Here is a 23,274-nt window from a genome sequence, read left to right on the forward strand (position 1 = left end):
TCGCCTTCTTTCCGCTCGGAGCCGACCAAGGCCCACGGCCGGTATCCCGAAGCGCGGACCGCCCACACGACCCCACCCGCCTGCTGGCCCGCCGAAACACCCTGCTCCATGCTCCCTCCCCCGAGCCACGCCTTAGCGTCAGCGATATGCGAGCCGTGCAGATCACCCGCTTCGGCGGGCCCGAGGTCCTCGACGTCGTCGACATCCCCGAGCCGGAGGCCGGCCCCGGCCAGCAGCTCTACGACGTCTCCGCCGCCGGCGTGAACTTCGCCGACACCCACCAGATCGAGAACTCCTACCTGGCCGAGCAGAAGCTGCCGCTCGTCCCGGGCGCGGAGTTCGTCGGCACCCCGGTCGGCGGCGGGCAGCGCGTCGTCGGCCTGCTCGACGGTGGCGGCTACGCCGAGAAGGTCGTCGCCCACGACGCGCTCACCTGGCCGGTGCCCGACGGCGTCAGCGACGAGCAGGCGCTGGCCGTCGTCCTGCAGGGCTCCACCGCCTGGCACCTGCTGCGCACCAGCGCGCACCTGGCCGAGGGCGAGTCGGTCGTCGTCATCGCCGGCGCCGGCGGCGTCGGGTCCCTGGCCGTCCAGCTGGCCCGCCGCTGGGGCGCCGGACGGGTCATCGCCACCGCCTCCAGCCCGGAGAAGCGGACGCTCGCCGAGGAGCTCGGCGCGCACGCCACCGTCGACCCGGCGCTGGCCGACGACGACCCTAAGGCCTTCACCGGAGCCCTGCGCGAGGCCAACGGGGGCAAGCCGGTGGACATCGTGCTCGAGATGACCGGCGGCAACGTCTTCAGCGGGTCGCTGTCGGCGATCGCGCCGTTCGGCCGGCTGGTCACCTACGGCATGGCGGCGCGGGAGGAGACCCCGTCGGTCCCCCCGGGCATGCTCATGCAGAAGAGCCGGGCGGTCATCGGTTTCTGGCTGGCGCACTGCATGGCGCGGCCGCAGATGATGACCGACGCGATGACCGACCTGCTGCAGCAGGTCGCCGACGGGCAGCTGCACCCGGTGATCGGCGGCCGCTACCCGCTGTCGGCCGTCCGCGACGCCCACCAGGACCTGCGGGCCCGCCGCACCACCGGCAAGCTCGTCCTCGACCCCGCCCGCTGAGCGCGTCGGCCCGGCGCCGCCGCGCGGTGCCGGGCCGACGTCGCTACACCAGGCGGTTGGTCCAGAACAGGCTGAGGAGGGCGCCGAGCAGCACCGCGGCGACGCCGGCCCGCACGAACCAGGGGCTGATGTCCTTCGGCTCGGTGGTGTAGCCGATCTGGCTGCCCAGGTCGGCGTACACCTTCTCCAGCTCGGCGGCGCTCGCGGCCTCGCTGTAGCTGCCGCCGGTCTCGTCGGCGATCTCCTCCAGCGCCGCGCGGTCGACCGGCACCGGGACCTGCTCGCCGTCGATGTCCAGCACCCCGTAGTCGGTGCCGAAGGCGATCGTGGACACCGGCACGCCGGCGGCGCGAGCGGCGTCGATGGCCTGGGTCTCGTCGCGGCCGACGGTGTTGGTGCCGTCGGAGAGCAGCACGATCCGGGCCGGCGGCGGCTCCTGGCCGCGGCTCTCCAGCGCAGCCTGGAAGTTCTCGATCGCGCTCAGCGAGGTGAACACCGCCTCGCCGATCGCGGTCGCCTCCGCGAGGTCGAGGTTCTCGATCGCGATCGCGACCTGCGCGCGGTCCGTGGTCGGCGGGACCACGGTGGTGGCGGTGCCGGCGAAGGTGACCAGGCCGAGGTTGATCCGCTCCGGCAGGACGTCGACGAACTCGGTCGCCGCCCGCTGCATCGCCTGGAACCGGGTCGGCTCGACGTCGCGGGCCTCCATCGACAGCGACACGTCGACCGCCATCACCACGGTCGCCCGCTCCCGCGGGACGCGCACCTCGGTGCTCGGGACGGCCAGCGACACGACCAGGGTGGCCAGGCCCAGGGCGACAAGGCCGAAGGCCAGGTGCCGCTTCCAGCCGGGCCGCCGGGGCACGAGCGAGCCGAGCAGCGACACGTTGGTGAACCGGGCGGCGTACGCCTTGCGGCGCAGTTGCAGCACCACGTAGACCGCGACGAGCGCGGCGACCACGAGCAGGCCCAGCAGCCACCACGGGGACTGGAACGTCATCGGGAGGCTCCTCCGTTGCCGGCACGCCGGCGTTCGGCGACGAAGCGGACGACGTCCATGAGCCAGTCACGGTCGGTCCGCAGTTGCAGGTGACCCGCGCCCGCCCGGCGCAGGGCGGCGGCGACCCCGGCCCGCTGGGCCGCGGCTCCTTCGGCGTAGCGGGCGCGGAACTCGGCGTTGCCGGTCGGCACCTCGAGGGTCTGTCCGGTCTCGGGGTCCACCACGGTCAGCAGCCCGACGTCGGGCAGCTCGAGCTCGCGGGGATCGACCACCTCGACGGCCAGCAGGTCGTGCCGCGTGCCCAGCCCGCGCAGCGGGCGCTCCCACTCGCTGTCCCCCAGGAAGTCGGAGATCACGACGACCAAACCCCGCCGGCGCAACGGCCGGCGCAGCGTCTCCAGCGCCGCGGCGAGGTCGCCCCGGCGGCCGCTGGCCGCCCGTGGCGTCGCCACGACCGATCGCAGCAGCCGCTCGGCGGCCAGCCGCCCGGGCAGCGCCGGGTAGCGGTCGACCCGCTCGCCGGTGGTCACGACGGCGCCGAGCCGGTTGCCGCCGTGCACGGTCAGGTGGCCCACCGCGGCCAGGCCGGCGATCGCGAGGTCGCGCTTCTGGCAGTTGGCCGTGCCGAAGTCGAGGCTCGCGGAGAGGTCGACGACGGCCCAGGTCTCCAGCTCGCGGTCGGCGATGGTCTCCCGCACGTGCGGCACCTGGGTGCGGGCGGTCACCGGCCAGTCCATCCGGCGCACGTCGTCGCCGGGGTGGTAGGTGCGGGAGTCCCCGGCCTCGCTGCCCGAGCCGGGCACCAGGCCCAGGTGGTCGCCCTGCAGCAGCCCGTCGAGACGGCGGCGGACGGTCAGCTCCAGCCGGCGCAGCAGGACGTCGGTGGGGCCGTCGGTGAACCGCGGCGGCGCACCGTCGGTCCCCCCGGTCCCCGTGCCCGATCCGGGGGTCGCCGGGTGCAGGAGCAGGCCGGGGTGCTCCGGTGCGTCCGGCAGCGACTGCTCGCGCCGACGACGGCGGATCACGTCTGCTGCGACCCGGGCGCGGTGCCGTTGGAGTGGCCCTGTCCCCCGGCCGCCGAGGCGCCGTTCCCGCCGGGGCCCTGCGGGGCGTGACCGTAGGGGCCGGGGCCACCCGGTCCCTGCGGGCCGCCCTGACCCCACTGCCCGCCGTTGGGCACGCCCTGCGGCGGGCCGTAGAAGGGGCCGGAGGGCACCGAGGGCCCACCGGGGACGCCCGGCCCGCCACCGGCCGCCCCCTGGCGGGACGCGACCTGCGGCAGCGGCACCGTCTGCACGATCCGCTTGACGATGTGGTCGGCGGGCACCCCGTCGGCCAGCGCGTCGTAGGAGAGCACCAGGCGGTGGCGGAGCACGTCGCCGGTGACGTCGAGGACGTCCTGGGGCAGCACGTAGTCCCGGCCGCGCACCAGCGCCAGCGCGCGGCTGGCGGCGATGAGCCCCAGCGAGGCGCGCGGGCTCGCGCCGTAGGACACCCAGCCCGCGACGTCGTCCATGCCGTGCTCCCGCGGCGAGCGGGTGGCCACCACCAGCCGGACGACGTAGTCGACCAGCGCGTGGTGCACGAAGACGTGGGACGCGGTGCCCTGCAGCCGGCGCAGCTCGTCGGGCCCCAGCACCGTCTCGGCCACCGGGCGCTCGGTGCCCATCCGGTAGATGATCTCGCGCTCCTCCTCGGCGCTGGGGTAGTCGACGAGGACCTTCATGAGGAAGCGGTCGCGCTGGGCCTCCGGGAGCGGGTAGACGCCCTCGGACTCGATGGGGTTCTGCGTGGCCAGCACGAGGAACGGGTCGGGCAGCCGGTGGGTGACCCCGCCGATGGACACCTGGCGCTCGGCCATGACCTCCAGCAGCGCCGACTGCACCTTCGCCGGCGCGCGGTTGATCTCGTCGGTGAGCACGAAGTTGGCGAACACCGGGCCCAGCTCGGTGTCGAAGGCGTCCTGCCCGGACTTGTAGATGCGGGTGCCGAGGATGTCGGCCGGCACCAGGTCGGGGGTGAACTGCAGGCGGGCGAACGTGCCGCCCACGACGGTGGCCAGCGTCTCCACCGCGAGGGTCTTCGCCACGCCGGGCACGCCCTCGAGGAGCACGTGGCCGCGGGCCAGCAGGGCGACGAGCATCCGCTCGACCAGCCGGTCCTGGCCGACGATGACGCGCTTGATCTCGAACATGACCCGTTCCAGCCGGGCGGCGTCGACCGAGGGCGGCACCGGCGCCTGCGGGTGGGCGGGCACGCTCTCGATCGGAGTGCTGGCAGCGCTGGACACGTGGCTCCCTGGTCGTGCCGGGCCGCGACCGCCCCGGCACGGGCAGGCCGTCGACGGGGCGGTGTCGTCCCGGCCCCCCGCCCAGTGTCCTACACGATCGCGGTGCGGGTCCTGCACGACCGCGGTGTGGCCACCCGCCCTCGACGGGGAGTCCGCGGACGAGCCGCGCAGGGCGGGTCCAGGGGCGTGCGAACCCCTGCCCGGCCACCGCTCCGACTGCTAGCCTGGCCCTGCGTCGGGCAGCTCCCCCCGTGGCTGCCCGACGCCTGTTCGTTCAGGCGCTGGGGCGCACCGCGCCGACGTAGCCGCGCCACCACATGGCCGAGACCTTCACGACGTCTCCGCTCTGCGGCGCCTGCAGCACGCGTCCGCCACCGAGGTACAGCGCGACGTGGGTGATCGAGTTCGGGTCGGCCGGGTTCGTCCCCCAGAACACCAGGTCGCCGCGGCGGAGATCGTCGCCGGCGACCTTCGGCAGCGACGCGTACTGCGCCCGGCTGTTGCGCGGGATCGAGATGCCGGCGCGGGCGTAGGCGTACTGCGTCAGCCCGCTGCAGTCGAAGCCGATGATGCCCTCGTCGGGGTCCTGACCGGGGCCGGGCCCGCGGCGCCCACCACCGCCCCAGGCGTAGGGCGTGCCGAGATAGGCCATGCCGGCGTCGATCGCCTGCTCGGCGGCCGACGCGTCGCCGGTCCCGGTCGCCGGGGGCGGGGTGGCCGGCCGGTCCTGCACCGGCGGCGGGCTCGGGACCGGAGCCGGCGCGCGGACTGGAGCCGGGGCGGGCTCGCGGACCGGAGCCGGCGCGGGCTCGCGGACCGGAGCCGGCGCGACGGCCGCGGCGCGCTCGGCGGCGGCGCGCGCCCCGACCAGCGCCTCGAGCTCCTCGCGGGCCCGCCCGAGCTCCTGCTGCAGCTGCTCCTGCTCGGCGGCCACCGTGGCCGCCTCCGCCCGCGCGGTGATCTCCGCCGAACGGGCGATCTCCAGCGTGGTCGCGGCCTCGGCCTGCAGCGTGTCGGCCTCCACCAGGGCGGTGCGGGCGACGACGTCGGCGCGGTCGGCGACCACCTTGAGCTCCCTGACCCTGACCAGCACGTCGGTCCGGTGGCTGCCCGCCGCCTCCAGCAGCGCGGCGCGCTCGATGAGCTGCCCGGGGTCGCCGGCCGTCACCAACGCGGCCGCGCCCGCGTAGGTGCTGCCGTCCATGTAGCTGCTGCGGGCGAAGCCGGCCACGTCGGCGCGGGCCCCGCCCAGCTCGGTGGCGGCCTGCGCCGCCGCGGCCGTGGCGGTGGCCGCGCGCTCCTGCGCGGCCTCGAGGGCCTCCTGCGTCGCCTGGTACCGGTCGAGCGCGAGGGCAGAGGTGGCGCGCGCGGCGTCCACCGACTCCTGGGCCGCGGTGAGCCGCCCGCTCAGGTCGCCGATCCGCCCCTCGATGGCGCGGGCCTGCTGCTCGGCGGCGGCGACCTGGCCGTCACCGGGACGCCGGGGCGCCGCGTCCGCCACGCCCGGGGTCAGCCCGAGGACGACCAGGCCGGCGAGCGCCGTCCCGACCACCCGCAGCGCCGTGCGGACCTGCGCGCGTCGCGCCGTGGCGCCCCGGATACCGCTGTCCACGTTGTCCGACCTCTTCCAGCACATAGACGACCGGCGCCGGAGGGCGCCACCGTGCTGGTGTTCGGTGCGGACGAGGACGTCGTTGAGCGCGTCTCACCCCGAAGGGTGGGACGACACGAGCGGGTGAGAAATCCTCCTGCGGGCAGGGTCCGTCGGCCGCGGCCCGGCCCGCGCTCCCTAGTTGACCTGGCGGTCAGAGCCGGCCCAGAAGTCCTCGCGCAGCTTGAACTTCTGGATCTTCCCGGTCGCGGTACGGGCGAGCTGGTCGCGGAACTCCACCTTCTTGGGCGCCTTGTAGCCGGCGAGCCGGGCCTTGCAGTGGGCGATGATGTCGCCCTCCGTGGCTTGCTCCCCCTCGGCCAGGACGACGACCGCCGTGACCATCTCCCCCCACTTCTCGTCGGGGATGCCGATGACCGCGACCTCGGCGACGGCCGGGTGGCTGAAGACGACGTCCTCGACCTCGATGGACGACACGTTCTCGCCGCCGGTGATGATCACGTCCTTCTTGCGGTCGGAGATCGTCAGGTAGCCGTTCTCGTCGATGCTGCCGCCGTCGCCCGTGTGGAACCAGCCGCCCTCGAGCGCCTCCGCGGAGGCGTCGGGGTTGTCCCAGTAGCCGGCGAGCACGGTGTTGCTGCGCGCCAGCACCTCGCCGTTGTCGCTCACCGCCATCCGCGTGCCGATAGACGGCACGCCGGCGCGGGACAGCCGCTTCGCGCGCTCCTCGGCGTCCAGGTCGTCGTACTCGGCGCGCGGCCGGTTGATCGTGAGCAGCGGCGCGGTCTCGGTGAGGCCGTAGATCTGGTTGAACTCCCACCCGAGCTCGGCCTCGACCCGGGCGATCGTCCGCGACGGCGGCGGCGCACCGGCGACGATGATCCGCACCCGGTCGCGTCCCGGGATCTCGCCGTCCCAGTCGGCGGCGGCGTCCAGGACGGCGTTCCAGACGGCGGGCGCCCCGGCCATGATCGTCACGCCGTGCCGGTCGACCCGGCGCAGGATCTCCGCGCCGTCGATCTTGCGGATCACCACCTGGCGGGCGCCGACCCCGGCCATGGCGTAGGGCAGGCCCCAGCCGTTGCAGTGGAACATCGGCAGGGTGTGCATGTAGACGTCGCGGTCGCTGACCTGCATGTGCATGCCGAACGTGACCGCGTTGACCCAGATGTTGCGGTGGGTCATCTGCACGCCCTTGGGGCGGGCCGTCGTGCCGCTGGTGTAGTTGATCGTCGCCGTCGCGTCCTCGTCCGGCTCCGACCACGGCCGCGGCTCGGTGTCGTACCGCAGCAGCTGCTCGTACTCCTCGCCCGTGCCGAACCGGTGCTCGGCCCGCACGCCCTTGAGCGCGGCCTCCAGCTCCGGGTCGACCAGCAGCACCCGGGCCCCGGAGTGACCGACGATGTACTCGACCTCCTCGGGCTGCAGCCGGAAGTTGATCGGCACGGCGACGCGCCCCGACGACGGCACCGCGAGCAGCAGCTCGAGCAGCCGGGCGGCGTTGTGGCTGACGATCGCCACCCGCTCGCCCTCGCCGATGCCCAGTTCGTCGAGCCCGGCCTGCAGGGCGCGGCCGCGGCGGGCCACCTCGCGGTAGGTGACCTCGCCCAGCGACGGCGCCGGCTGGGCCGGCTCGTCGACGATGCCGACGCGGTCGCCGTAGACCAGCTCGGCGCGGTCGAGGAAGTCACGACTGGTGAGGGGCACGCGCATGCCGGCTCCCGAGGTGCAGGGCCGGAACGGGCCGGCCGGTCCAGTGGTCCACGTCACGCTATCGGTCCGTAGGGTCCGCCGACGAGCCGGCCGGGGACGGATCAGGCCGGGTCGCGGGAACAGCCCGAGGGGCCTGCAGCGGCGGCTCGACCCGGCAGGCGTGTTGCGCCACGGCCACGTGATCGCCCGACCCGGCCCGCCGGGATCAGGTGACCTGATCATGGAGCCTCCTCCCTCGGCGCGGACGGTGAGGGAGGACGCTCCACGGTGAGGGAGGACGCCGTCAGCCGGCCCCGACCAGCCTCGGCAGCGCGGTGCCGATCGGCTCGCGGACGACGAGATCGGCGACGTCGTCGTAGGGCGTCGGCTCGGCGTTGACCACGACGACCCGTGCACCCGAGGCCGCCGCGAGGTCGACCAGCCCCGCCGCCGGGTGCACCTGCAGCGACGTCCCGACCGCGAGCAGCACGTCGCAGTCGCGCGCGGCCGCGGCCGCCGCGTCGATCACGTCGGGGTCCAGCATCTGCCCGAAGCTGATCGTCGCCGACTTGAGGATGCCGCCGCAGACCGAGCAGGCCGGATCGGGCTCGCCGGCGTCCACCCGGGCCAGCGCGTCGGCCATGCTGGTCCGGTCGCGGCAGGACAGGCACTCGACCTCGTGGACGGTGCCGTGCACCTCGATGACCAGGCCGGGCGACGAGCCGGCGGCCTGGTGCAGCCCGTCGACGTTCTGGGTGACCAGCGCGCGCAGCCGGCCCTGCTGCTCGAGGTCGACGAGGGCGGCGTGGCCGGGGTTGGGCCGCACGTCGTGCGCACCCATGTCACGGCGCATCAGCCAGGCCCGGCGCCGGATGTCGGGGTCGCGCACGTAGTACGACAGCGTCACCAGCTTCTCCGCGTCCGGATCGCGCGTCCAGACACCGTTCGGCCCCCGGTAGTCGGGGATGCCGCTGTCGGTGGAGATGCCCGCGCCGGTGAGCACGGTGATGCGGGAGGCTGCGGTCAGCCACTCGGGCAGGGGGTCGGGGACGGCGCCGGTCACACCCGCCACGGTAGGGACAGCGCGGCCCGGCGGCCGCCGGAGCGCACCAGCCGCTCCGCCGGCGGCAGGAGCAGGACGACGCCGCAGGCGTAGGCGACGCCGAGCAGCGTGTCGACGACGTAGTGCTCCCCCGACCAGACCAGCACCAGCGGCATCAGCGCCGCGTAGGCCACCAGGGCCGCCCGCTGCCACGGCCGCCGGGCCAGCGGCAGGAGCACGATGCACATGAGGACGGCGAAGGCGGTGTGCAGCGACGGCACCGCCGCCACGAGGTTGACCTGGCCCTGGCTGGTGTCGAGCAGGACGCCGGCACGGGGCAGCCCGAGCACGGCCCACCCGGCGCTGCTGATCCGGTCGACCGGCTCGATCACGCCCTCCTTGGCGGCCAGCCACGGGGGCGCGGCCGGGTACAGCACGTAGGTCACCAGGCCGGCGACCGAGAGCGCGACGACCAGGCGGGCGCAGCGCGCCCAGCGCCGCCGGTCGCGCAGCCACAGCACCGCCAGGACGACCGGAGTCAGCACGAAGTGGCTGCTGTAGACCAGCGTCGCGAACGCCTTCCACCAGTCGGCCTGCAGCTGGTCCTGCAGCCAGACGGTGGGCAGCACCCCGCCGGTGAGCCACCGGTCGGCGGCCGCGAGCTCGGCCACGTGCACGGGCATGCCCAGACCGTCGGCCAGCCCCCGGGTGGCGTCGTAGGCCAGGAGGACGGCGACCAGCGGCAGCCAGTCCACGAGGAGCCCGCCGAGCCGGCCGCGCCCCTGGGTGGCCGCGTGGATCCCGAGCCCGGCCAGCACCCAGCCCAGCAGCACCACCCGGTCGGTGGGCAGGCCGCGGACGACGCAGGTGAGGACGAACGCCAGGAGCAGCCCGCCCCAGAGCGCGGCGATCAAGAACCGGGCCGGCGCCCTCCGGCCCGCCGGCAGCCCGGGGCCGGGTGGCGCCGGGGCCAGGGCGGATACCGGTGAGTCGACCGCGGTCATGGCGCGGCACCGTAACCGCGCGGTCACGATGACAGCCCGCCCCTGTCGCGGCACGCCGGTGGCGCCGGACGGGAGTGACGGGTGGGCCGTCCCGGGCAGGAGGGACGGCACGGGCGCCCGGATGTTTCCCCTCGGGTGACAGAGGTCACCGGGTGAGGGAAGGGTCGCCTGACTCGGTGCTCCCACGCGCGGGCTGGGATGATCGGGGGTGGTCAACGAAGCGTGATGAACCACGAGGGGTAGGCGCAGAGCAGTGGCAGCCAGCAAGGACACCTTCGGAGCACGGGCGACGCTCTCCGTCGACGGCACCGACTACGACATCTACCGGCTCGACGCGGTGGAGGGCTCCGAGAAGCTGCCCTTCAGCCTCAAGGTCCTCCTCGAGAACCTGCTGCGCACCGAGGACGGCGCGGACATCACCGCCGACCACATCCGGGCGATCGCCGACTGGGACCCGTCGGCCGAGCCCGACCAGGAGATCCAGTTCACCCCGGCGCGCGTGGTCATGCAGGACTTCACCGGGGTCCCCTGCATCGTCGACCTCGCCACCATGCGCGAGGCCATGGCCGACCTCGGCGGCGACCCGAACAAGATCAACCCGCTCGCCCCGGCCGAGCTGGTCATCGACCACTCCGTGATCGCCGACGTCTTCGGCACGCCGGAGAGCTTCGAGCGCAACGTCGAGATCGAGTACGAGCGCAACGGCGAGCGCTACCAGTTCCTCCGCTGGGGCCAGGGCGCGTTCGACGACTTCAAGGTCGTCCCCCCGGGCACCGGCATCGTCCACCAGGTCAACATCGAGCACCTGGCGCGCGTGGTCTTCCCTCGCGCTGAGGAGACTGCGGGCGGCACACGAGTAGTGGCCTACCCCGACACCTGCGTCGGCACCGACAGCCACACCACGATGGTCAACGGCCTCGGCGTGCTGGGCTGGGGCGTCGGCGGCATCGAGGCCGAGGCCGCGATGCTCGGCCAGCCGGTCTCGATGCTCATCCCCCGCGTGGTCGGCTTCAAGCTGACCGGCCAGCTGCCCGACGGCGCCACGGCGACCGACCTGGTGCTGACCATCACCGAGATGCTCCGCGAGCACGGTGTGGTCGGGAAGTTCGTCGAGTTCTACGGCGCGGGCGTCTCCGCCGTCCCGCTGGCCAACCGGGCCACGATCGGCAACATGAGCCCTGAGTTCGGCTCCACCGCGGCGATGTTCCCGATCGACGAGGAGACCATCACCTACCTGAAGCTCACCGGCCGCAGCGAGGAGCAGGTCAAGCTGGTCGAGGCCTACGCCAAGGAGCAGGGCCTCTGGCACGACCCGTCGCGCGAGCCGGCCTTCTCCGAGTACCTCGAGCTGGACCTCGCCACCGTCGTCCCGTCGATCGCCGGGCCCAAGCGCCCGCAGGACCGCGTGGCGATCACCGAGGCCAAGCCGGCGTTCCGCACGTCGCTGGCGAACTACGTGGCCGACGACGAGACCGGCGGCGAGGACCGCAAGCCCGGGGTCCCCGGCCAGGAGCAGCCCTACGGCGTCGAGTCCGCGGCCGACGAGGCCTCGGCCGAGTCCTTCCCCGCGTCCGACCCGGTGAGCCCGTTCGCCCACGGCAACGGGGAGGCCGGCAAGCCGAACCACCAGACCGTCCCGGACCGGGTGCCCGACCGCCCCTCGAAGCCGACCCGGGTGGTCATGGAGGACGGCACGGAGACCCACGTCGACCACGGCCACGTCGTGATCGCCGCGATCACCTCCTGCACCAACACCTCCAACCCGCAGGTGATGATCGGCGCCGCGCTCCTGGCGAAGAACGCCGTGGAGCGCGGGCTGACCAGCAAGCCGTGGGTCAAGACGACGCTGGCCCCCGGGTCGAAGGTCGTCATGGACTACTACGAGAAGGCGGAGCTGACCCCGTACCTGGAGAAGCTCGGCTTCTACCTGGTCGGCTACGGCTGCACCACCTGCATCGGCAACTCCGGCCCGCTGCCCGAGCCGGTGTCGGCCGCGGTCAACGAGGCCGACCTCGCCGTCGTCTCGGTGCTCTCGGGCAACCGGAACTTCGAGGGCCGGATCAACCCCGACGTCAAGATGAACTACCTGGCGTCGCCGCCGCTGGTCATCGCCTACGCGCTGGCCGGCTCCATGGACGTCGACCTGAACAACGACCCCCTGGGCACCGACGCCGACGGCAACGACGTCTTCCTCCGCGACATCTGGCCCTCGCCGCAGGAGGTCCAGCGGGTCATCGACCACGCGGTGTCCGCCGAGCAGTTCGGCGACAGCTACCAGGACGTCTTCGCCGGCACCGAGCAGTGGCAGAACCTGCCCACCCCCGAGGGCGACACCTTCGACTGGGCCGAGGAGAGCACCTACGTCCGGCGTCCTCCGTACTTCGACGGCATGCCGGCCGAGCCGGCCCCGGTCGAGGACATCGCCGGCGCGCGCACCCTCGCGGTGCTCGGTGACTCGGTGACCACCGACCACATCTCGCCGGCCGGTTCCATCAAGGCCGACAGCCCCGCCGGGAAGTACCTGCGCGAGCACGGTGTGGACCGTCGCGACTTCAACTCCTACGGCTCCCGGCGCGGGAACCACGAGGTGATGATCCGCGGCACGTTCGCCAACATCCGGCTGCGCAACCAGCTGGTGCCCGGCACCGAGGGTGGCGTCACCAAGAACCACCTGACCGGCGAGACGACGACGATCTACGACGCCTCGCGCGCCTACATCGACGCCGGCATCCCGCTGGTCGTGCTGGCCGGCAAGGAGTACGGCTCGGGCTCGTCGCGCGACTGGGCCGCCAAGGGCACCGCGCTGCTGGGCGTCAAGGCGGTCATCGCCGAGAGCTACGAGCGGATCCACCGCTCCAACCTCATCGGGATGGGCGTGCTGCCGCTGCAGTTCCCCGAGGGCCAGAACCGCGACTCGCTCGGCCTGACCGGCGACGAGGAGTTCACCATCACCGGGATCACCGCGCTCAACGACGGCGAGATCCCGCGCACGGTGAAGGTGAAGGCCGGCGACGTGGAGTTCGACGCCCGCGTCCGGATCGACACCCCCGGCGAGGCGAACTACTACCGCAACGGCGGGATCATGCAGTACGTCCTGCGGTCGCTGCGCGGCTCGGCCGCCTGACCGACGGACGTCTGAGAACCCGCTGATGGACCTGGGCCTGGGTGGTCGTGGATTCCTGCTCACCGGCGCGAGCCGGGGGCTGGGGTTCGCGACCGCCCGGGCCCTCGTCGACGACGGGGCCCGGGTGCTGGTCAGCTCCCGCTCCGACGACGGCGTCCGCTCGGCCGTCGAGTCGCTCGGCGGCGAGCCGGCCGCGGTCGGGCTGGCCGCCGACCTGGCCGACCCCGAGGCCGCCGAGCGGCTGGTGGACGACGCCCGCGCCCGGCTCGGCCGCATCGACGGCGCGCTGATCTCGGTGGGCGGGCCGACGCCCGGCACCGTGCTCAGCACCCCCGAGGACGCCTGGCGCAGCGCCGTCGACAGCGTCCTCCTCGGGCCACTGCGCCTGGTCAAGGCGCTGGTCCCCCACCTCGGCGAGGGCGCCGCGATCGCGTTCGTGCTCTCGATCTCCGTGCGCCAGCCGATCGGGCACCTGGCGATCTCCAACGGGCTGCGCCCCGGCCTGGCGATGACGGCGAAGGCGCTGGCCGACGAACTCGGGCCCAAGGGGATCCGCGTCCTCGGGCTGCTGCCCGGCACCATCGCCACCGACCGGATCGCCGAGATCGAGACCGCCTCGGGGGACGCGGCCGCCATGCGCGCCCGGACGGAGGCATCGATCCCCCTGCGCCGGGTCGGCCGGCCCGAGGAGTTCGGCCGGGTCGCGGCGTTCGCCCTCTCCCCCGCCGCCTCCTACCTGACCGGGACGATGATCGCCGTCGACGGCGGCGTCACCCGGGCGCTGTGAGACCGATGACCGCACCGGTGCTGGTCGCCTGCGCGCACGGCACCCGCAACCCCACCGGCCGTCGGCTGATCGCCGAGCTGGCCCTGGCCGCCCGCGCCCAGCGCCCCGGCCTCGTCACGACCGCGGCGTTCGTCGACGTCCAGCCGCCCACCGTCGTCGACGTCGTGGCCGGGCTGTCGGCCGAGGGCCGGCCGGCCGTCGTCGTCCCGCTGCTGCTGTCGGGCGGCTACCACGTGCACGTGGACATCGCCGGCGCCGTGGCCGACGCCGAGGCCGCCGTCGCCGCCCGCCCGCTCGGCCCCGATCCCCGGCTGGTGGCGGTCCTGCACGACCGGCTCCTGGCTGCCGGCGCCGACCCGCGCGACCCGCTCACCGCGGTGGTCCTGGCCGCCGCCGGTTCCAGCGACCCCCGGTCGGTGGCCGACGTCGAGAACACCGCCGACCTGCTGCAGCGCGACTGGGCCGGCCCGGTGACGACCGGGTACGGCTCGGCCGCGCAGCCACCGGTCCCCGACGCGGTGGCCGCCGCCCGGAAGGCCGGGGCGGAGCAGGTGGTCATCGCCTCCTACCTGCTCGCGCCGGGCCACTTCCACGACAAGCTGGCCGGGGCCGGCGCGGACGCGATCACGGCGCCCCTCCTGCCCGACGACCGCATCGCCGCCGTGCTCCTCGACCGCTACGACGCGGCGCTCCCGGACGGGCCCGGCCGGCCGATAGCCTGACGCCGGTGACGTCGCTGATCATTCTCGCCCTGTACCTGGTCGTCGTCGGCCTGTTCCTCCTGGCGATCTACGTGGTGGTGAACCGTGCGGTGCTGCACGCCCTCCGCACCCACCACGCCGAGCTGCGCACCGCCGCGACGCCGGGCGACCGATCCCGCCCGGGCGGCTGAGACCGCGCACCCGGGCTGCCGCCGAGGGATCCGGGACGAACCCCGCTCCGCGGGGGGAACGGCCACCTGTGCCCTCCGAGGCTCAGAAGTTGCCGCGCCGTTCCTGCTCGCGCTCGATCGCCTCGAAGAGCGCCTTGAAGTTGCCCTTCCCGAAGCCCAGCGAGCCGTGCCGCTCGATCAGCTCGAAGAACACGGTGGGCCGGTCGCCGGTGGGCCGGGTGAAGATCTGCAGCAGGTAGCCGTCCTCGTCCCGGTCGACCAGCACCCCACGCCGCTGGAGCTCCTCGATCGGTGCCCGGACCGCGCCGATGCGCGCCCGCAGCTCGGGGTCCTCGTAGTAGGACGCCGGGGTGGGGAGGAACTCGACGCCCTCCTCCCGCATCGCGTCCACCGTGGCCAGGATGTCGTTGGTCGCCAGGGCCACGTGCTGCGCACCCGGCCCGCCGTAGAACTCGAGGTACTCGTCGATCTGCGACTTCTTCTTCGCCGGCGCGGGCTCGTTGAGCGGGAACTTGACGCGATGGTTCCCGTTGGCGACGACCTTGCTCATCAGCGCCGAGTAGTCGGTGGCGATGTCGTCTCCGATGAACTCGGCCATGTTGGTGAAGCCCATGACCCGGTTGTAGAAGTCCACCCACCGGTCCATCTCGCCGAGGGCCACGTTGCCCACCACGTGGTCCACCGCCTGGAAGAGCCGCTTCGGGCTGCCCGGCCGCTTCGCGTAGGACGACGTTCGGGTGACGTAGCCGGGCAGGTAGGGCCCCGAATAGCGTGACCGGTCGACCAGCGTGTGGCGCGTGTCCCCGTAGGCGGCGATCGAGGCGACCCGCACCGTGCCGTGCTCGTCGGTCAGGTCGCGCGGCTGCTCGAGCACGGTGGCGCCCTGCGCCGCGGCGTGCGTGACGCACCGGTCGACGTCGGGGACGGCGAGCGCGATGTCGACGATGCCGTCGCCGTGCCGGCGGTGGTGGTCGGCCAGCGGGCTCGCCGGGTCGTACGCCCCCTTGACCACGAACCGGGCAGCGCCGGACCGGAGCACGTAGGAGTGGTGGTCGCGGTTGCCGGTCTCGGGGCCGGAGTAGGCCACGAGCTCCATCCCGAAGGCGGACTGGAAGAAGTGCGCGGTCTGGACGGCGTTGCCCACCACCCACACCAGCGAGTCCCAGCCGGTGACGGGGAAGGGGTCGGCCGAGGGGTCGTGCGCCACCAGACCGACCAGCTGCTCGAGCTGGCGCAGGTCCAGTCCGGCCAGTCGCTCCTCGTCGTTCAGCGCCTGTTCGAGCGTCATCGTGCCTCCTTCGTCGCGCGGCGGTCGGGGTGTCCCTCCCCACGGGACACCCTGGTCACGGGGCTGCGCAAGCTCCCTGCCACGGTCCGGCGAGCCTGCACATCCGGGCTAGCGCGACCCGGGCCCGGCTGGGCAGACTGCACAGATCGCGTCCGCACCGACCGGAGGCCCGATGCCCGCGCACGTCCTCGACACCCTCGACGTCGCCCTGCTCGAGGCCCTGCGCGACCACCCGCGGGTGGGGCTGCAGGAGATCGCGCGGATCGTGGGCGTCGCCCGCGCCACGGCCACGGCGCGGCTGCAGCGGCTCGAACGCGCCGGCGTCGTCACCGGCTTCGGTCCGGACGTCGACGTGACGGCGGCGGGCTTCGGCGTCCAGGCCTTCGTCACCCTGGAGATCGCCCAGGGCGCGCTGGAGGAGGTGCACCGGGAGCTGGCCGCGCTCCCGGGCATCCTCGAGGCGCACGCCACGACGGGCAGCGGCGACGTGCTGTGCCGGGTCGCGGCGTCGTCGCACGAGGCCCTGCAACAGGTGCTCGTGCAGCTCAACCACTCGCCGTCCGTGGTGCGCTCGACGAGCGTGGTGGCGCTGTCCTGCGTCGTCCCCTGGCGGACGCTGCCGCTGCTGCGGTCGGAGGCGGCCCCCGGCTCGGGTCGGTCACCCAGCTACCGCTGAGCGCCGGCACCGCCCCCTGCGGACGGGCGCCGATCCACCGTCCCGGCCCGCGGCTGACCTACTGTGGAGGCGATGGAGCGCGAGCCGACCACCGACGGGGCACCGACCCCCGCGCCGGAGGTCCCGCCCGCGGGAACCGAGGAGACAGGGCCCGCCGCAGCCTCCACCACGGCGGCCGCCGAGGGCCGGGAGAACGGCCCGGAACCGGCCAGGCCGGAACTCTCGACCTCCGGTAGAGGTTCAGCACGGCGACGGACCTGGAGCCGACCTGTGGCCGCCCTCGCCACTGCTGCGCTGACCATCGCGCTCGGCTTCGGGCTCACCGTGCAGATCCGCAGCACCACCGAGCCCGAGGGGCAACCGGATCAGCGCGAGGAGGACCTGGTCCTCATCCTCGACAGCCTCAACGCCCGCGAGGAGACGCTGCGCCGGCAGATCGCCGAGACCCGGCAGACGATCGAGGACCTCAGCAGCGGGCAGGAGCAGTCGGGCGGCGCGCTCGACGAGGCCGAGTCCCGGGCCGAGGCGATCGGCGTCCTCGCCGGCACCCTTCCCGCCCGGGGGCCGGGTCTCCGGATGACCGTCCAGGATCCCGACGGCGCCGTCCCGGCCTCGGTCGTGCTGGGTGCCATCCAGGAACTGCGCGGCGCCGGCGCCGAGGCGATCCAGGTCGACGACGTGCGGATCGTGGTGTCCAGCGCGGTGACCGGGACCCCGGGCGAGCTGCGCATCGACGGACAGCCGATCAGCGCCCCCTACGAGTTCCGCGTGATCGGCCCGCCCCGGGAACTCGACGTGGCGCTGAAGGTCTCCGGCGGGGTCGTCGCCGACGTCGGCCGCGTGGGCGGCAAGGCACGGGTCGAGCAGGCCGACGACGTCACGGTGGACGCGACGGTCGACTGACCCGCTCCGCTCACTGCGGGATGAGCAGCCCGCGCAGCTCCTCGGTGAGGGCCTCCCGGGCCGCGGGGTGCTGGTGCCAGGCGGCCGGGGTGACCTGGAACAGCGAGATCCGCCACCGGCCACGGCCTTCGTCGACGGCGACGAGCGTGTGGACGGCGTTGAGCTCCGGATCCAGGTCGTTGCCACCGGCCGGGATCATCCCGGCGTGCGCGGTCAGCATGGCGACGCCTGCCGCGACCGGGCGGACCGAGCGGACCACCGCGACATAGGCCGGCGTCGGGTGACTGCCGAACACCTGCCGCAGGTCGGCCGCGATCGACAGCCGCCCGCGGTGGTGGCTGCCGTCGAACCCGATGATGTCCCCGTCGTCGGTGAACCCCGCGGCCACCGCCGCGCCGCTGCGCCGGTTCCACCCGTCGATGAAGTCGGTGTACAGCGAGCGGATCTGGGCGTCCTGCGGGTGCGCTGCGGTCACGTCTCCTCCTCGCTGGCGTTCGCCGGTACGTCCGACGCCTGCTCTGTTCCTGCGTGACCGCGCCAGCCCGGTCACGTGCCCCGGGCTGTGGACGCCTGGGACAGGAGTGACGGTAGTGCTCCGGTGCCCCCGACCGTTCGACCCCCGCCGGTGCCACACGCCGTCTCCTCCGCGGGTTCCGGGCTCCTCCCGAGCGGCTGCCACGCGCCGTGCCCGGTCGTGCGCGGAGAGCCACGCCGAAGACTCGGCCGCCGGTCACCCGACGACGATCGAGCCGCGCTCCCCCTGGGCGAACTGGGTCCGGTACAGATCGGCGTACCGACCCTCGCGCGCCAGCAGCTCGTCGTGGGTGCCCGTCTCGACGATCCGCCCCTCGTCGACCACCAGGATCTGGTCGGCACGGCGGATCGTCGACAGCCGGTGGGCGATGACCAGCGACGTCCGGCCGGCGAGCGCGGTGTCGAGCGCGTGCTGCACCGCCGCCTCCGACTCGCTGTCCAGGTGGGCGGTCGCCTCGTCGAGGATCACGATCCCGGGGGCCTTGAGCAGGACCCGGGCGATGGCCAGCCGCTGCTTCTCCCCGCCGGAGAGCCGGTAGCCCCGGTCCCCCACCACGGTGTCCAGGCCCTCGGGCAGCGAGCGGATCAGGTCGGCGATGCGCGCCCCGGACAGCGCGTCCCACAGCTGCTCGTCGGTGGCCTCGGGCCGGGCGTAGCGCAGGTTGGCCCGGATGGTGTCGTGGAACAGGTGCGCGTCCTGGCTCACCACCCCGATGGCGTCGCGGAGCGAGTCGGAGGTGGCCCGCCGGACGTCGACCCCGCCCACCCGGACGGTGCCCTCGGTAGCGTCGTACAGGCGGGGCACCAGGTGGGCGATCGTCGACTTGCCCGCACCCGAGTGCCCGACGAGCGCCACCAGCTGCCCCGGGGCGACCCGGAAGGAGATGTCGTGGAGGACGGCCGTGGGGCCACCGTGCTGAGGGAGCGACACTTCTTCCAGTGACGGCAACGAGACGTCCGCGCCGGCCGGGTAGCTGAAGGACACCCGCTCGAACTGCACCGACCGGTCGTCGGCCGGCACCGGGACGGCGTCGGGCGCCTCCCGGATCATCGGCGGAAGGTCGAGCACCTCGAAGACGCGGTCGAAGCTCACCATCGCGCTCATGACGTCGACCCGCACGTTCGCCAGCGCGGTGAGCGGTCCGTACAGCCGGGACAGCAGCAGGGCCAGCGCGACGACGTCGCCCGCGGTCAGCGCGCCGGTGAAGGCCAGCCACCCGCCGAGGCCGTAGACCAGCGCGGTCGCCAGCGCCGCCACCAGGGTGAGGGCGGTGAAGAAGGTGCGCCCGTACATGGCCGACAGCACGCCGATGTCCCGCACGCGGGCGGCGCGGCCGCGGAAGGACTCGGCCTCGACGGCGGGCCGGCCGAACAGCTTGACCAGCAGGGCGCCGGCGACGTTGAACCGCTCGGTCATCGTCGCGTTCATCGACGCGTTGAGCGAGTACGACTCCCGGGTGATCTCCTGCAGCCGGCTGCCGATGCGGCGGGCGGGCAGCACGAACAACGGCACCAGCACCAGCGACAGCAGCGTGATCTGCCAGGACAGCGTGAGCATCACGCCGGCGGTCAGCACCAGGCCGATGACGTTGGAGACGACGCCGGAGAGCGTGGAGGTGAACGCCTGCTGGGCGCCGATGACGTCGTTGTTGAGCCGGCTGACCAGGGCCCCGGTCTGGGTGCGGGTGAAGAAGGCGACCGGCATGCGCTGCACGTGCTCGAACACCCGGCTGCGCAGGTCGTAGATGACGCCCTCGCCGATGCGGGCCGAGTACCACCGGGTGCCCAGCGAGATGCCGGCGTCGATCACCGCCAGCCCCGCGATGATCAGCGCGATGCGGATGATGCCCCCGGCGGTGCCCTCGAGCCCGGCGATCCGGTTGACGATGTTGCCGGCCAGCAGCGGGGTGATCACCCCGATCACGGAGGAGCCGACGACCAGGGCCAGGAAGAAGCCCAGTTCGCGCCGGTACGGCCGGGCGATCTCCAGGATCCGCCGGACGGTGCCCTTCGGCAGCTTCCGCGACGTCACCGACGGGTCCCGCTTGAACGACCGCATGGCCGCCATCGAGGTCATGGGGCTGCTCACGTCCACCGCCCCTCCTCGCCTCCGCCGGTCACGCCCCGGCTGCTCGTCCAACCGGGGCGTGACCGCGCTTGTTCCGCCGTCCGGCGGTCAGCGTCCGCCGGTGAGATCGTGCAGTCGCTGTACCTGGGCGGCGCGCTCGGCGGCGTCCTGGGTCGGGAAGTCGTTGCGCACGGCGGACCGGACCAGCGCCGCCGTCGCCCTGCTCGCCCCGACCGGGGGCGCCAGCAGGGCCGACGTGAGGTCGGCGACGGCGTCGTCCAGCTCCGCGGCGGGCACCACGGCGGTGGCCAGGCCGATCGCCTGCGCCTCGGCCGCGCCGACCGCACGTCCGGTCAGGCACATCTCCAGCGCCCGCGAGTAGCCGACCAGCTCCACGAGCGTGCTGGTCCCCGTCAGATCGGGCACGAGCCCGAGCGTGACCTCCGGCAGCCGGAGCTGGGCGTCGTCGGCCATCACCCGCATGTCGCAGGCCAGCGCGAGCTGCGCGCCGGCGCCGATGGCGTGGCCCTGCACCGCGGCCACCGAGACGACGCCCGGCGAGCGGAGCCAGCGGAACCCGGCCTGGTAGGCCCGGATCCGCTCCTGCGCCTGCTCGACCGGCAGCCGGACGAGCTCCCCGAGACCCCCACCGCTGGTCGACGCGGTGTCGAACATGCTGCGGTCGAGGCCGGCCGAGAAGGAGCGGCCCTCGCCGCGCAGGACAACGACACGGACGTCGTCGTCGAGCGCGGCGCCGACCTCGGCCAGCGCCGACCAGGTGGCCGGCGTCTGCGCGTTCAGCTGCTCGGGGCGGTCCAGGCTGACGGTGAGGACGGCGCCGTCGCGACGCGTCCGCACCCAGCCGGACTCGGACAAGGACGTGGTGGGGTCTGCAGTCACGCCCCTGCCTCGCTGACGCTCGTCGGGCGCGGACCGCGCGGCGCTGTGCCTACTGGTTCGTTCGCAAGCTCACTCACGTCTTCTTACTATTCCGGTTGGCCCCACCGCGACTGCGCAGCGAGGCCCCGGACTCCGACAGGAGCCGGTGCACGAACCCGTAGGACCGGTTCGTCGAGGTGGCCAGGGACCGGATGCTCTCGCCCTCGTCGTACCGCTTGCGCAGCTCGTCGGCGAGCGTGGACCGGTCCCCGCCGGTGATCCGCTTGCCCTTGCCGAGGTCCGCAGTGTTCGTGTCGGCCATGGCTCCCCTCCGTGTCGACCGCCGGCTGATCCGCACCGGCGCTCCCGGTGCCGCGCGGCGGCCTGTGCTGGGCTGTCGCCCTGGTGCCGCCGTCCCGTCGACCACGGCTCCCGTCAACCCATGATCACCCAACGCCCCGGGGTCGGCCACGTGAACTGTCGGCGATCTCGGCGCTCCCCCGGCGGGGAGCAGCAGCCCCGCGCCCCGTCCTGCTGTGGCTTCGCGTCCTGCCCCCACCTGGGGGCAGGAGCCGAGACGGAGCACCACCCGTCCCGGGCCGGTTTCGGACCCTGCCCCCACCTGGGGCAGGGTTCGAGGTGCCGCGGAACCTACTCGTCACCCGTCGCCCGGGAGGACCACCTCGCGACCGGCACCGTCCGGTCGATCACCGGCGATCAGGCCAGTTCGACCAGGTCGGCCAGGTCCTCGCTCCAGGCGTCCTCGGTGCCGTCGGGCAGCAGGATCACCTTGTCGGGGCTGAGCGCCCGAACGGCGCCCCCGTCGTGGGTGACCAGCACGATGGCGCCGGCGTACGTGCGCAGCGCCTCGAGCACCTGCTCCCGGCTCGCCGGGTCGAGGTTGTTGGTGGGCTCGTCGAGCAGCAGCACGTTGGCGCCGGAGACGACGAGCGTCGCCATCGCCAGCCGGGTCCGCTCACCACCGGACAGCGTGCCCGAGCGCTGGTCGACGGACTCACCGGAGAAGAGAAACGCGCCGAGGATCCGCCGCAGCTCGGTGTCGGTGCTGTCCGGCGCGGCCGACCGCATGTTCTCCAGCAGCGAGCGGTCCATGTCGATCGTCTCGTGCTCCTGGGCGTAGTAGCCGACCCGCAGCCCGTGCCCCGGCTTCACCTCGCCGGTGTCCGGGCTCTCGGTGCCGGCCAGCATCCGCAGCAGCGTGGTCTTCCCGGCGCCGTTCAGGCCGAGGACGACGACGCGTGCGCCCTTGTCCACCGCGAGGTCGACGTCGGTGAAGATCTCCAGCGAGCCGTAGCTCTTCGACAGGCCCTCGGCGGTCAGGGGCGTCCGTCCGCAGGGCGCGGGGGTCGGGAAGCGCAGCTTGGCGACCTTGTCCTGCACCCGGACGTCGGCCAGGCCCGCGGCCAGCCGCTCGGCCCGCTTGTCCATGCTCTTGGCGGCCTTGGCCTTGGTGGCCTTGGCGCGCATCTTGTCCGCCTGGGCGTTGAGCGTGTCGATCTTCCGCTCGGTGTTGGCCCGCTCCTGCTTGCGCCGGCGCTCGTCGGTCTCGCGCTGGGCCAGGTAGGGCTTCCAGCCGAGGTTGTAGATGTCGACGGTGGCCCGGTTCGCATCGAGGTGCCAGACCTTGTTGACCACGGCCTCGAGCAGCTCGACGTCGTGGCTGATCACGATCAGCCCGCCGCGGTGGCTGGAGAGGAAGCCCTTGAGCCAGGTGATCGAATCGCCGTCGAGGTGGTTGGTCGGTTCGTCGAGCAGCAGGGTCTCGGCGTCGGAGAACAGGATCCGCGCCAGCTCGACCCGGCGGCGCTGACCGCCGGAGAGGGTGCGCAGCGGCTGGGCCAGCACACGGTCGGGCAGACCCAGGTTGCTGCAGATGCGGGCGGCGTCGCTCTCGGCGGCGTACCCGCCCAGCGCCGCGAACTGGTCCTCGAGCCGGCCGTAGCGACGGACGGCCTTGTCGCGCTCGGCGTCGTCGGCCGGCTCGGCCATCGCGACCTGGGCCTTGACCATCTGCGACCGGATGACGTCGAGCCCGCGGCCGGAGAGCACCCGGTCGCTGGCGGTGATGTCGAGGTCGCCGCTGCGCGGGTCCTGCGGCAGGTACCCGACCTCGCCGGTGACCTCCACCTTGCCGGTGTGCGGCACGCGCTCACCGGCGAGCGTGGTGAGCGTGGTCGTCTTGCCGGCCCCGTTGCGCCCCACCAGGCCGATGCGGTCGCCCGGCTGTACCCGCAGGTCGGCCTCGCTGATGAGGATGCGGGCGCCGGCGCGCAGCTCCAGGCCCGTCGTCGTGATCACTGAACCCAGGGTAGGCGCTCCCCGGCCGGACTCCGAGCGGATTGCG

19 protein-coding genes and 1 pseudogene are annotated in these 23,274 nt (G+C 73.7%); 7 read left to right on the plus strand and 13 right to left on the minus strand.

The annotated features are described in order from the left end of the window. Window positions 1–146: 146 nt before the first annotated feature. Entirely contained in the window at window positions 147–1,118 is a 972-nt protein-coding gene (locus ABDB74_RS12555) for an NADPH:quinone oxidoreductase family protein (protein ID WP_346618912.1), read from the plus strand. A 43-nt stretch (window positions 1,119–1,161) separates the two neighbouring features. Here ABDB74_RS12555 and ABDB74_RS12560 read toward each other — a convergent pair whose 3' ends face one another. From ABDB74_RS12560 to ABDB74_RS12590, 7 genes and pseudogenes are all read right to left on the minus strand, one after another. After that, window positions 1,162–2,118: a VWA domain-containing protein gene (locus ABDB74_RS12560; protein ID WP_346618914.1), complete on the minus strand. Its 957-nt coding sequence runs from the start codon at window positions 2,116–2,118 to the stop codon at window positions 1,162–1,164. Further along, a complete protein-coding gene (locus ABDB74_RS12565) occupies window positions 2,115–3,143 on the minus strand; it encodes a DUF58 domain-containing protein (protein ID WP_346618915.1) in 1,029 nt (342 codons plus the stop codon). The genes ABDB74_RS12560 and ABDB74_RS12565 overlap by 4 nt, the downstream gene beginning before the upstream one ends. A gap of 260 nt (window positions 3,144–3,403) precedes the next feature. Beyond that, window positions 3,404–4,324, minus strand: a pseudogene (locus ABDB74_RS12570) (AAA family ATPase); the annotation flags it as partial. Between the two features lie 358 nt (window positions 4,325–4,682). Next, window positions 4,683–6,020, minus strand: a complete 1,338-nt coding sequence (locus ABDB74_RS12575) for an NlpC/P60 family protein (protein WP_346618916.1) — start codon at window positions 6,018–6,020, stop codon at window positions 4,683–4,685. A 177-nt stretch (window positions 6,021–6,197) separates the two neighbouring features. Next, complete coding sequence (locus tag ABDB74_RS12580) at window positions 6,198–7,733, minus strand: AMP-binding protein (RefSeq protein ID WP_346618917.1); 1,536 nt, start codon at window positions 7,731–7,733, stop codon at window positions 6,198–6,200. Window positions 7,734–8,016: 283 nt separating this feature from the next. Next, a complete protein-coding gene (locus ABDB74_RS12585; protein ID WP_346618919.1) occupies window positions 8,017–8,775 on the minus strand; it encodes an NAD-dependent deacylase in 759 nt (252 codons plus the stop codon). Continuing rightward, window positions 8,772–9,758 carry a phosphatase PAP2 family protein gene (locus ABDB74_RS12590; protein ID WP_346618920.1) on the minus strand — a complete coding sequence of 329 codons (987 nt, stop codon included), beginning with the start codon at window positions 9,756–9,758 and terminating at the stop codon, window positions 8,772–8,774. Before ABDB74_RS12590 ends, ABDB74_RS12585 begins: the two co-directional genes overlap by 4 nt. A gap of 253 nt (window positions 9,759–10,011) precedes the next feature. On the opposite strand from ABDB74_RS12590, the gene ABDB74_RS12595 reads away from it, so the two are divergent. The 4 genes from ABDB74_RS12595 to ABDB74_RS12610 are packed head-to-tail and all read left to right on the plus strand — an operon-like array spanning window position 10,012 to window position 14,561. Next, window positions 10,012–12,882: an aconitate hydratase gene (locus ABDB74_RS12595; RefSeq protein WP_346618921.1), complete on the plus strand. Its 2,871-nt coding sequence runs from the start codon at window positions 10,012–10,014 to the stop codon at window positions 12,880–12,882. Between the two features lie 25 nt (window positions 12,883–12,907). Further along, window positions 12,908–13,669 (plus strand): SDR family oxidoreductase, encoded by a 762-nt coding sequence (locus tag ABDB74_RS12600; protein WP_346618923.1) that lies wholly within the window; start codon window positions 12,908–12,910, stop codon window positions 13,667–13,669. Window positions 13,670–13,674: 5 nt separating this feature from the next. After that, window positions 13,675–14,391 (plus strand): sirohydrochlorin chelatase, encoded by a 717-nt coding sequence (locus ABDB74_RS12605; protein ID WP_346618925.1) that lies wholly within the window; start codon window positions 13,675–13,677, stop codon window positions 14,389–14,391. Window positions 14,392–14,396: 5 nt separating this feature from the next. After that, window positions 14,397–14,561 carry a hypothetical protein gene (locus ABDB74_RS12610; protein ID WP_346618926.1) on the plus strand — a complete coding sequence of 55 codons (165 nt, stop codon included), beginning with the start codon at window positions 14,397–14,399 and terminating at the stop codon, window positions 14,559–14,561. A gap of 82 nt (window positions 14,562–14,643) precedes the next feature. Here ABDB74_RS12610 and hppD read toward each other — a convergent pair whose 3' ends face one another. After that, a complete protein-coding gene (gene hppD, locus ABDB74_RS12615) occupies window positions 14,644–15,849 on the minus strand; it encodes a 4-hydroxyphenylpyruvate dioxygenase (RefSeq protein ID WP_346618928.1) in 1,206 nt (401 codons plus the stop codon). 172 nt (window positions 15,850–16,021) lie between these two features. Between hppD and ABDB74_RS12620 the strand changes: the two genes are divergently transcribed. Next, complete coding sequence (locus ABDB74_RS12620) at window positions 16,022–16,525, plus strand: Lrp/AsnC family transcriptional regulator (protein ID WP_346618929.1); 504 nt, start codon at window positions 16,022–16,024, stop codon at window positions 16,523–16,525. Window positions 16,526–16,795: 270 nt separating this feature from the next. Then, on the plus strand, window positions 16,796–17,428 hold the full coding sequence (locus ABDB74_RS12625; protein ID WP_346618930.1) for a DUF881 domain-containing protein: 633 nt from the start codon (window positions 16,796–16,798) through the stop codon (window positions 17,426–17,428). Between the two features lie 10 nt (window positions 17,429–17,438). Here ABDB74_RS12625 and ABDB74_RS12630 read toward each other — a convergent pair whose 3' ends face one another. The 5 genes from ABDB74_RS12630 to ABDB74_RS12650 all read right to left on the minus strand — a co-directional run bounded on the left by ABDB74_RS12630 (window position 17,439) and on the right by ABDB74_RS12650 (window position 23,228). Beyond that, on the minus strand, window positions 17,439–17,903 hold the full coding sequence (locus ABDB74_RS12630) for an SgcJ/EcaC family oxidoreductase (protein WP_346618931.1): 465 nt from the start codon (window positions 17,901–17,903) through the stop codon (window positions 17,439–17,441). Between the two features lie 255 nt (window positions 17,904–18,158). Further along, window positions 18,159–20,051, minus strand: a complete 1,893-nt coding sequence (locus tag ABDB74_RS12635; RefSeq protein ID WP_346618933.1) for an ABC transporter ATP-binding protein — start codon at window positions 20,049–20,051, stop codon at window positions 18,159–18,161. Window positions 20,052–20,138: 87 nt separating this feature from the next. Further along, the gene (locus ABDB74_RS12640; protein ID WP_346618934.1) at window positions 20,139–20,930 is read right to left on the minus strand and encodes an enoyl-CoA hydratase/isomerase family protein; all 792 of its coding nucleotides are present in this window, start codon (window positions 20,928–20,930) and stop codon (window positions 20,139–20,141) included. Between the two features lie 73 nt (window positions 20,931–21,003). After that, window positions 21,004–21,231: a helix-turn-helix domain-containing protein gene (locus ABDB74_RS12645; RefSeq protein ID WP_346618935.1), complete on the minus strand. Its 228-nt coding sequence runs from the start codon at window positions 21,229–21,231 to the stop codon at window positions 21,004–21,006. Between the two features lie 395 nt (window positions 21,232–21,626). After that, window positions 21,627–23,228: an ABC-F family ATP-binding cassette domain-containing protein gene (locus ABDB74_RS12650; protein WP_346618936.1), complete on the minus strand. Its 1,602-nt coding sequence runs from the start codon at window positions 23,226–23,228 to the stop codon at window positions 21,627–21,629. Window positions 23,229–23,274 lie beyond the last annotated feature (46 nt).

This window comes from Blastococcus sp. HT6-4 (assembly GCF_039679125.1).
GTDB classification, from domain to species: Bacteria; Actinomycetota; Actinomycetes; order Mycobacteriales; family Geodermatophilaceae; genus Blastococcus; species Blastococcus montanus.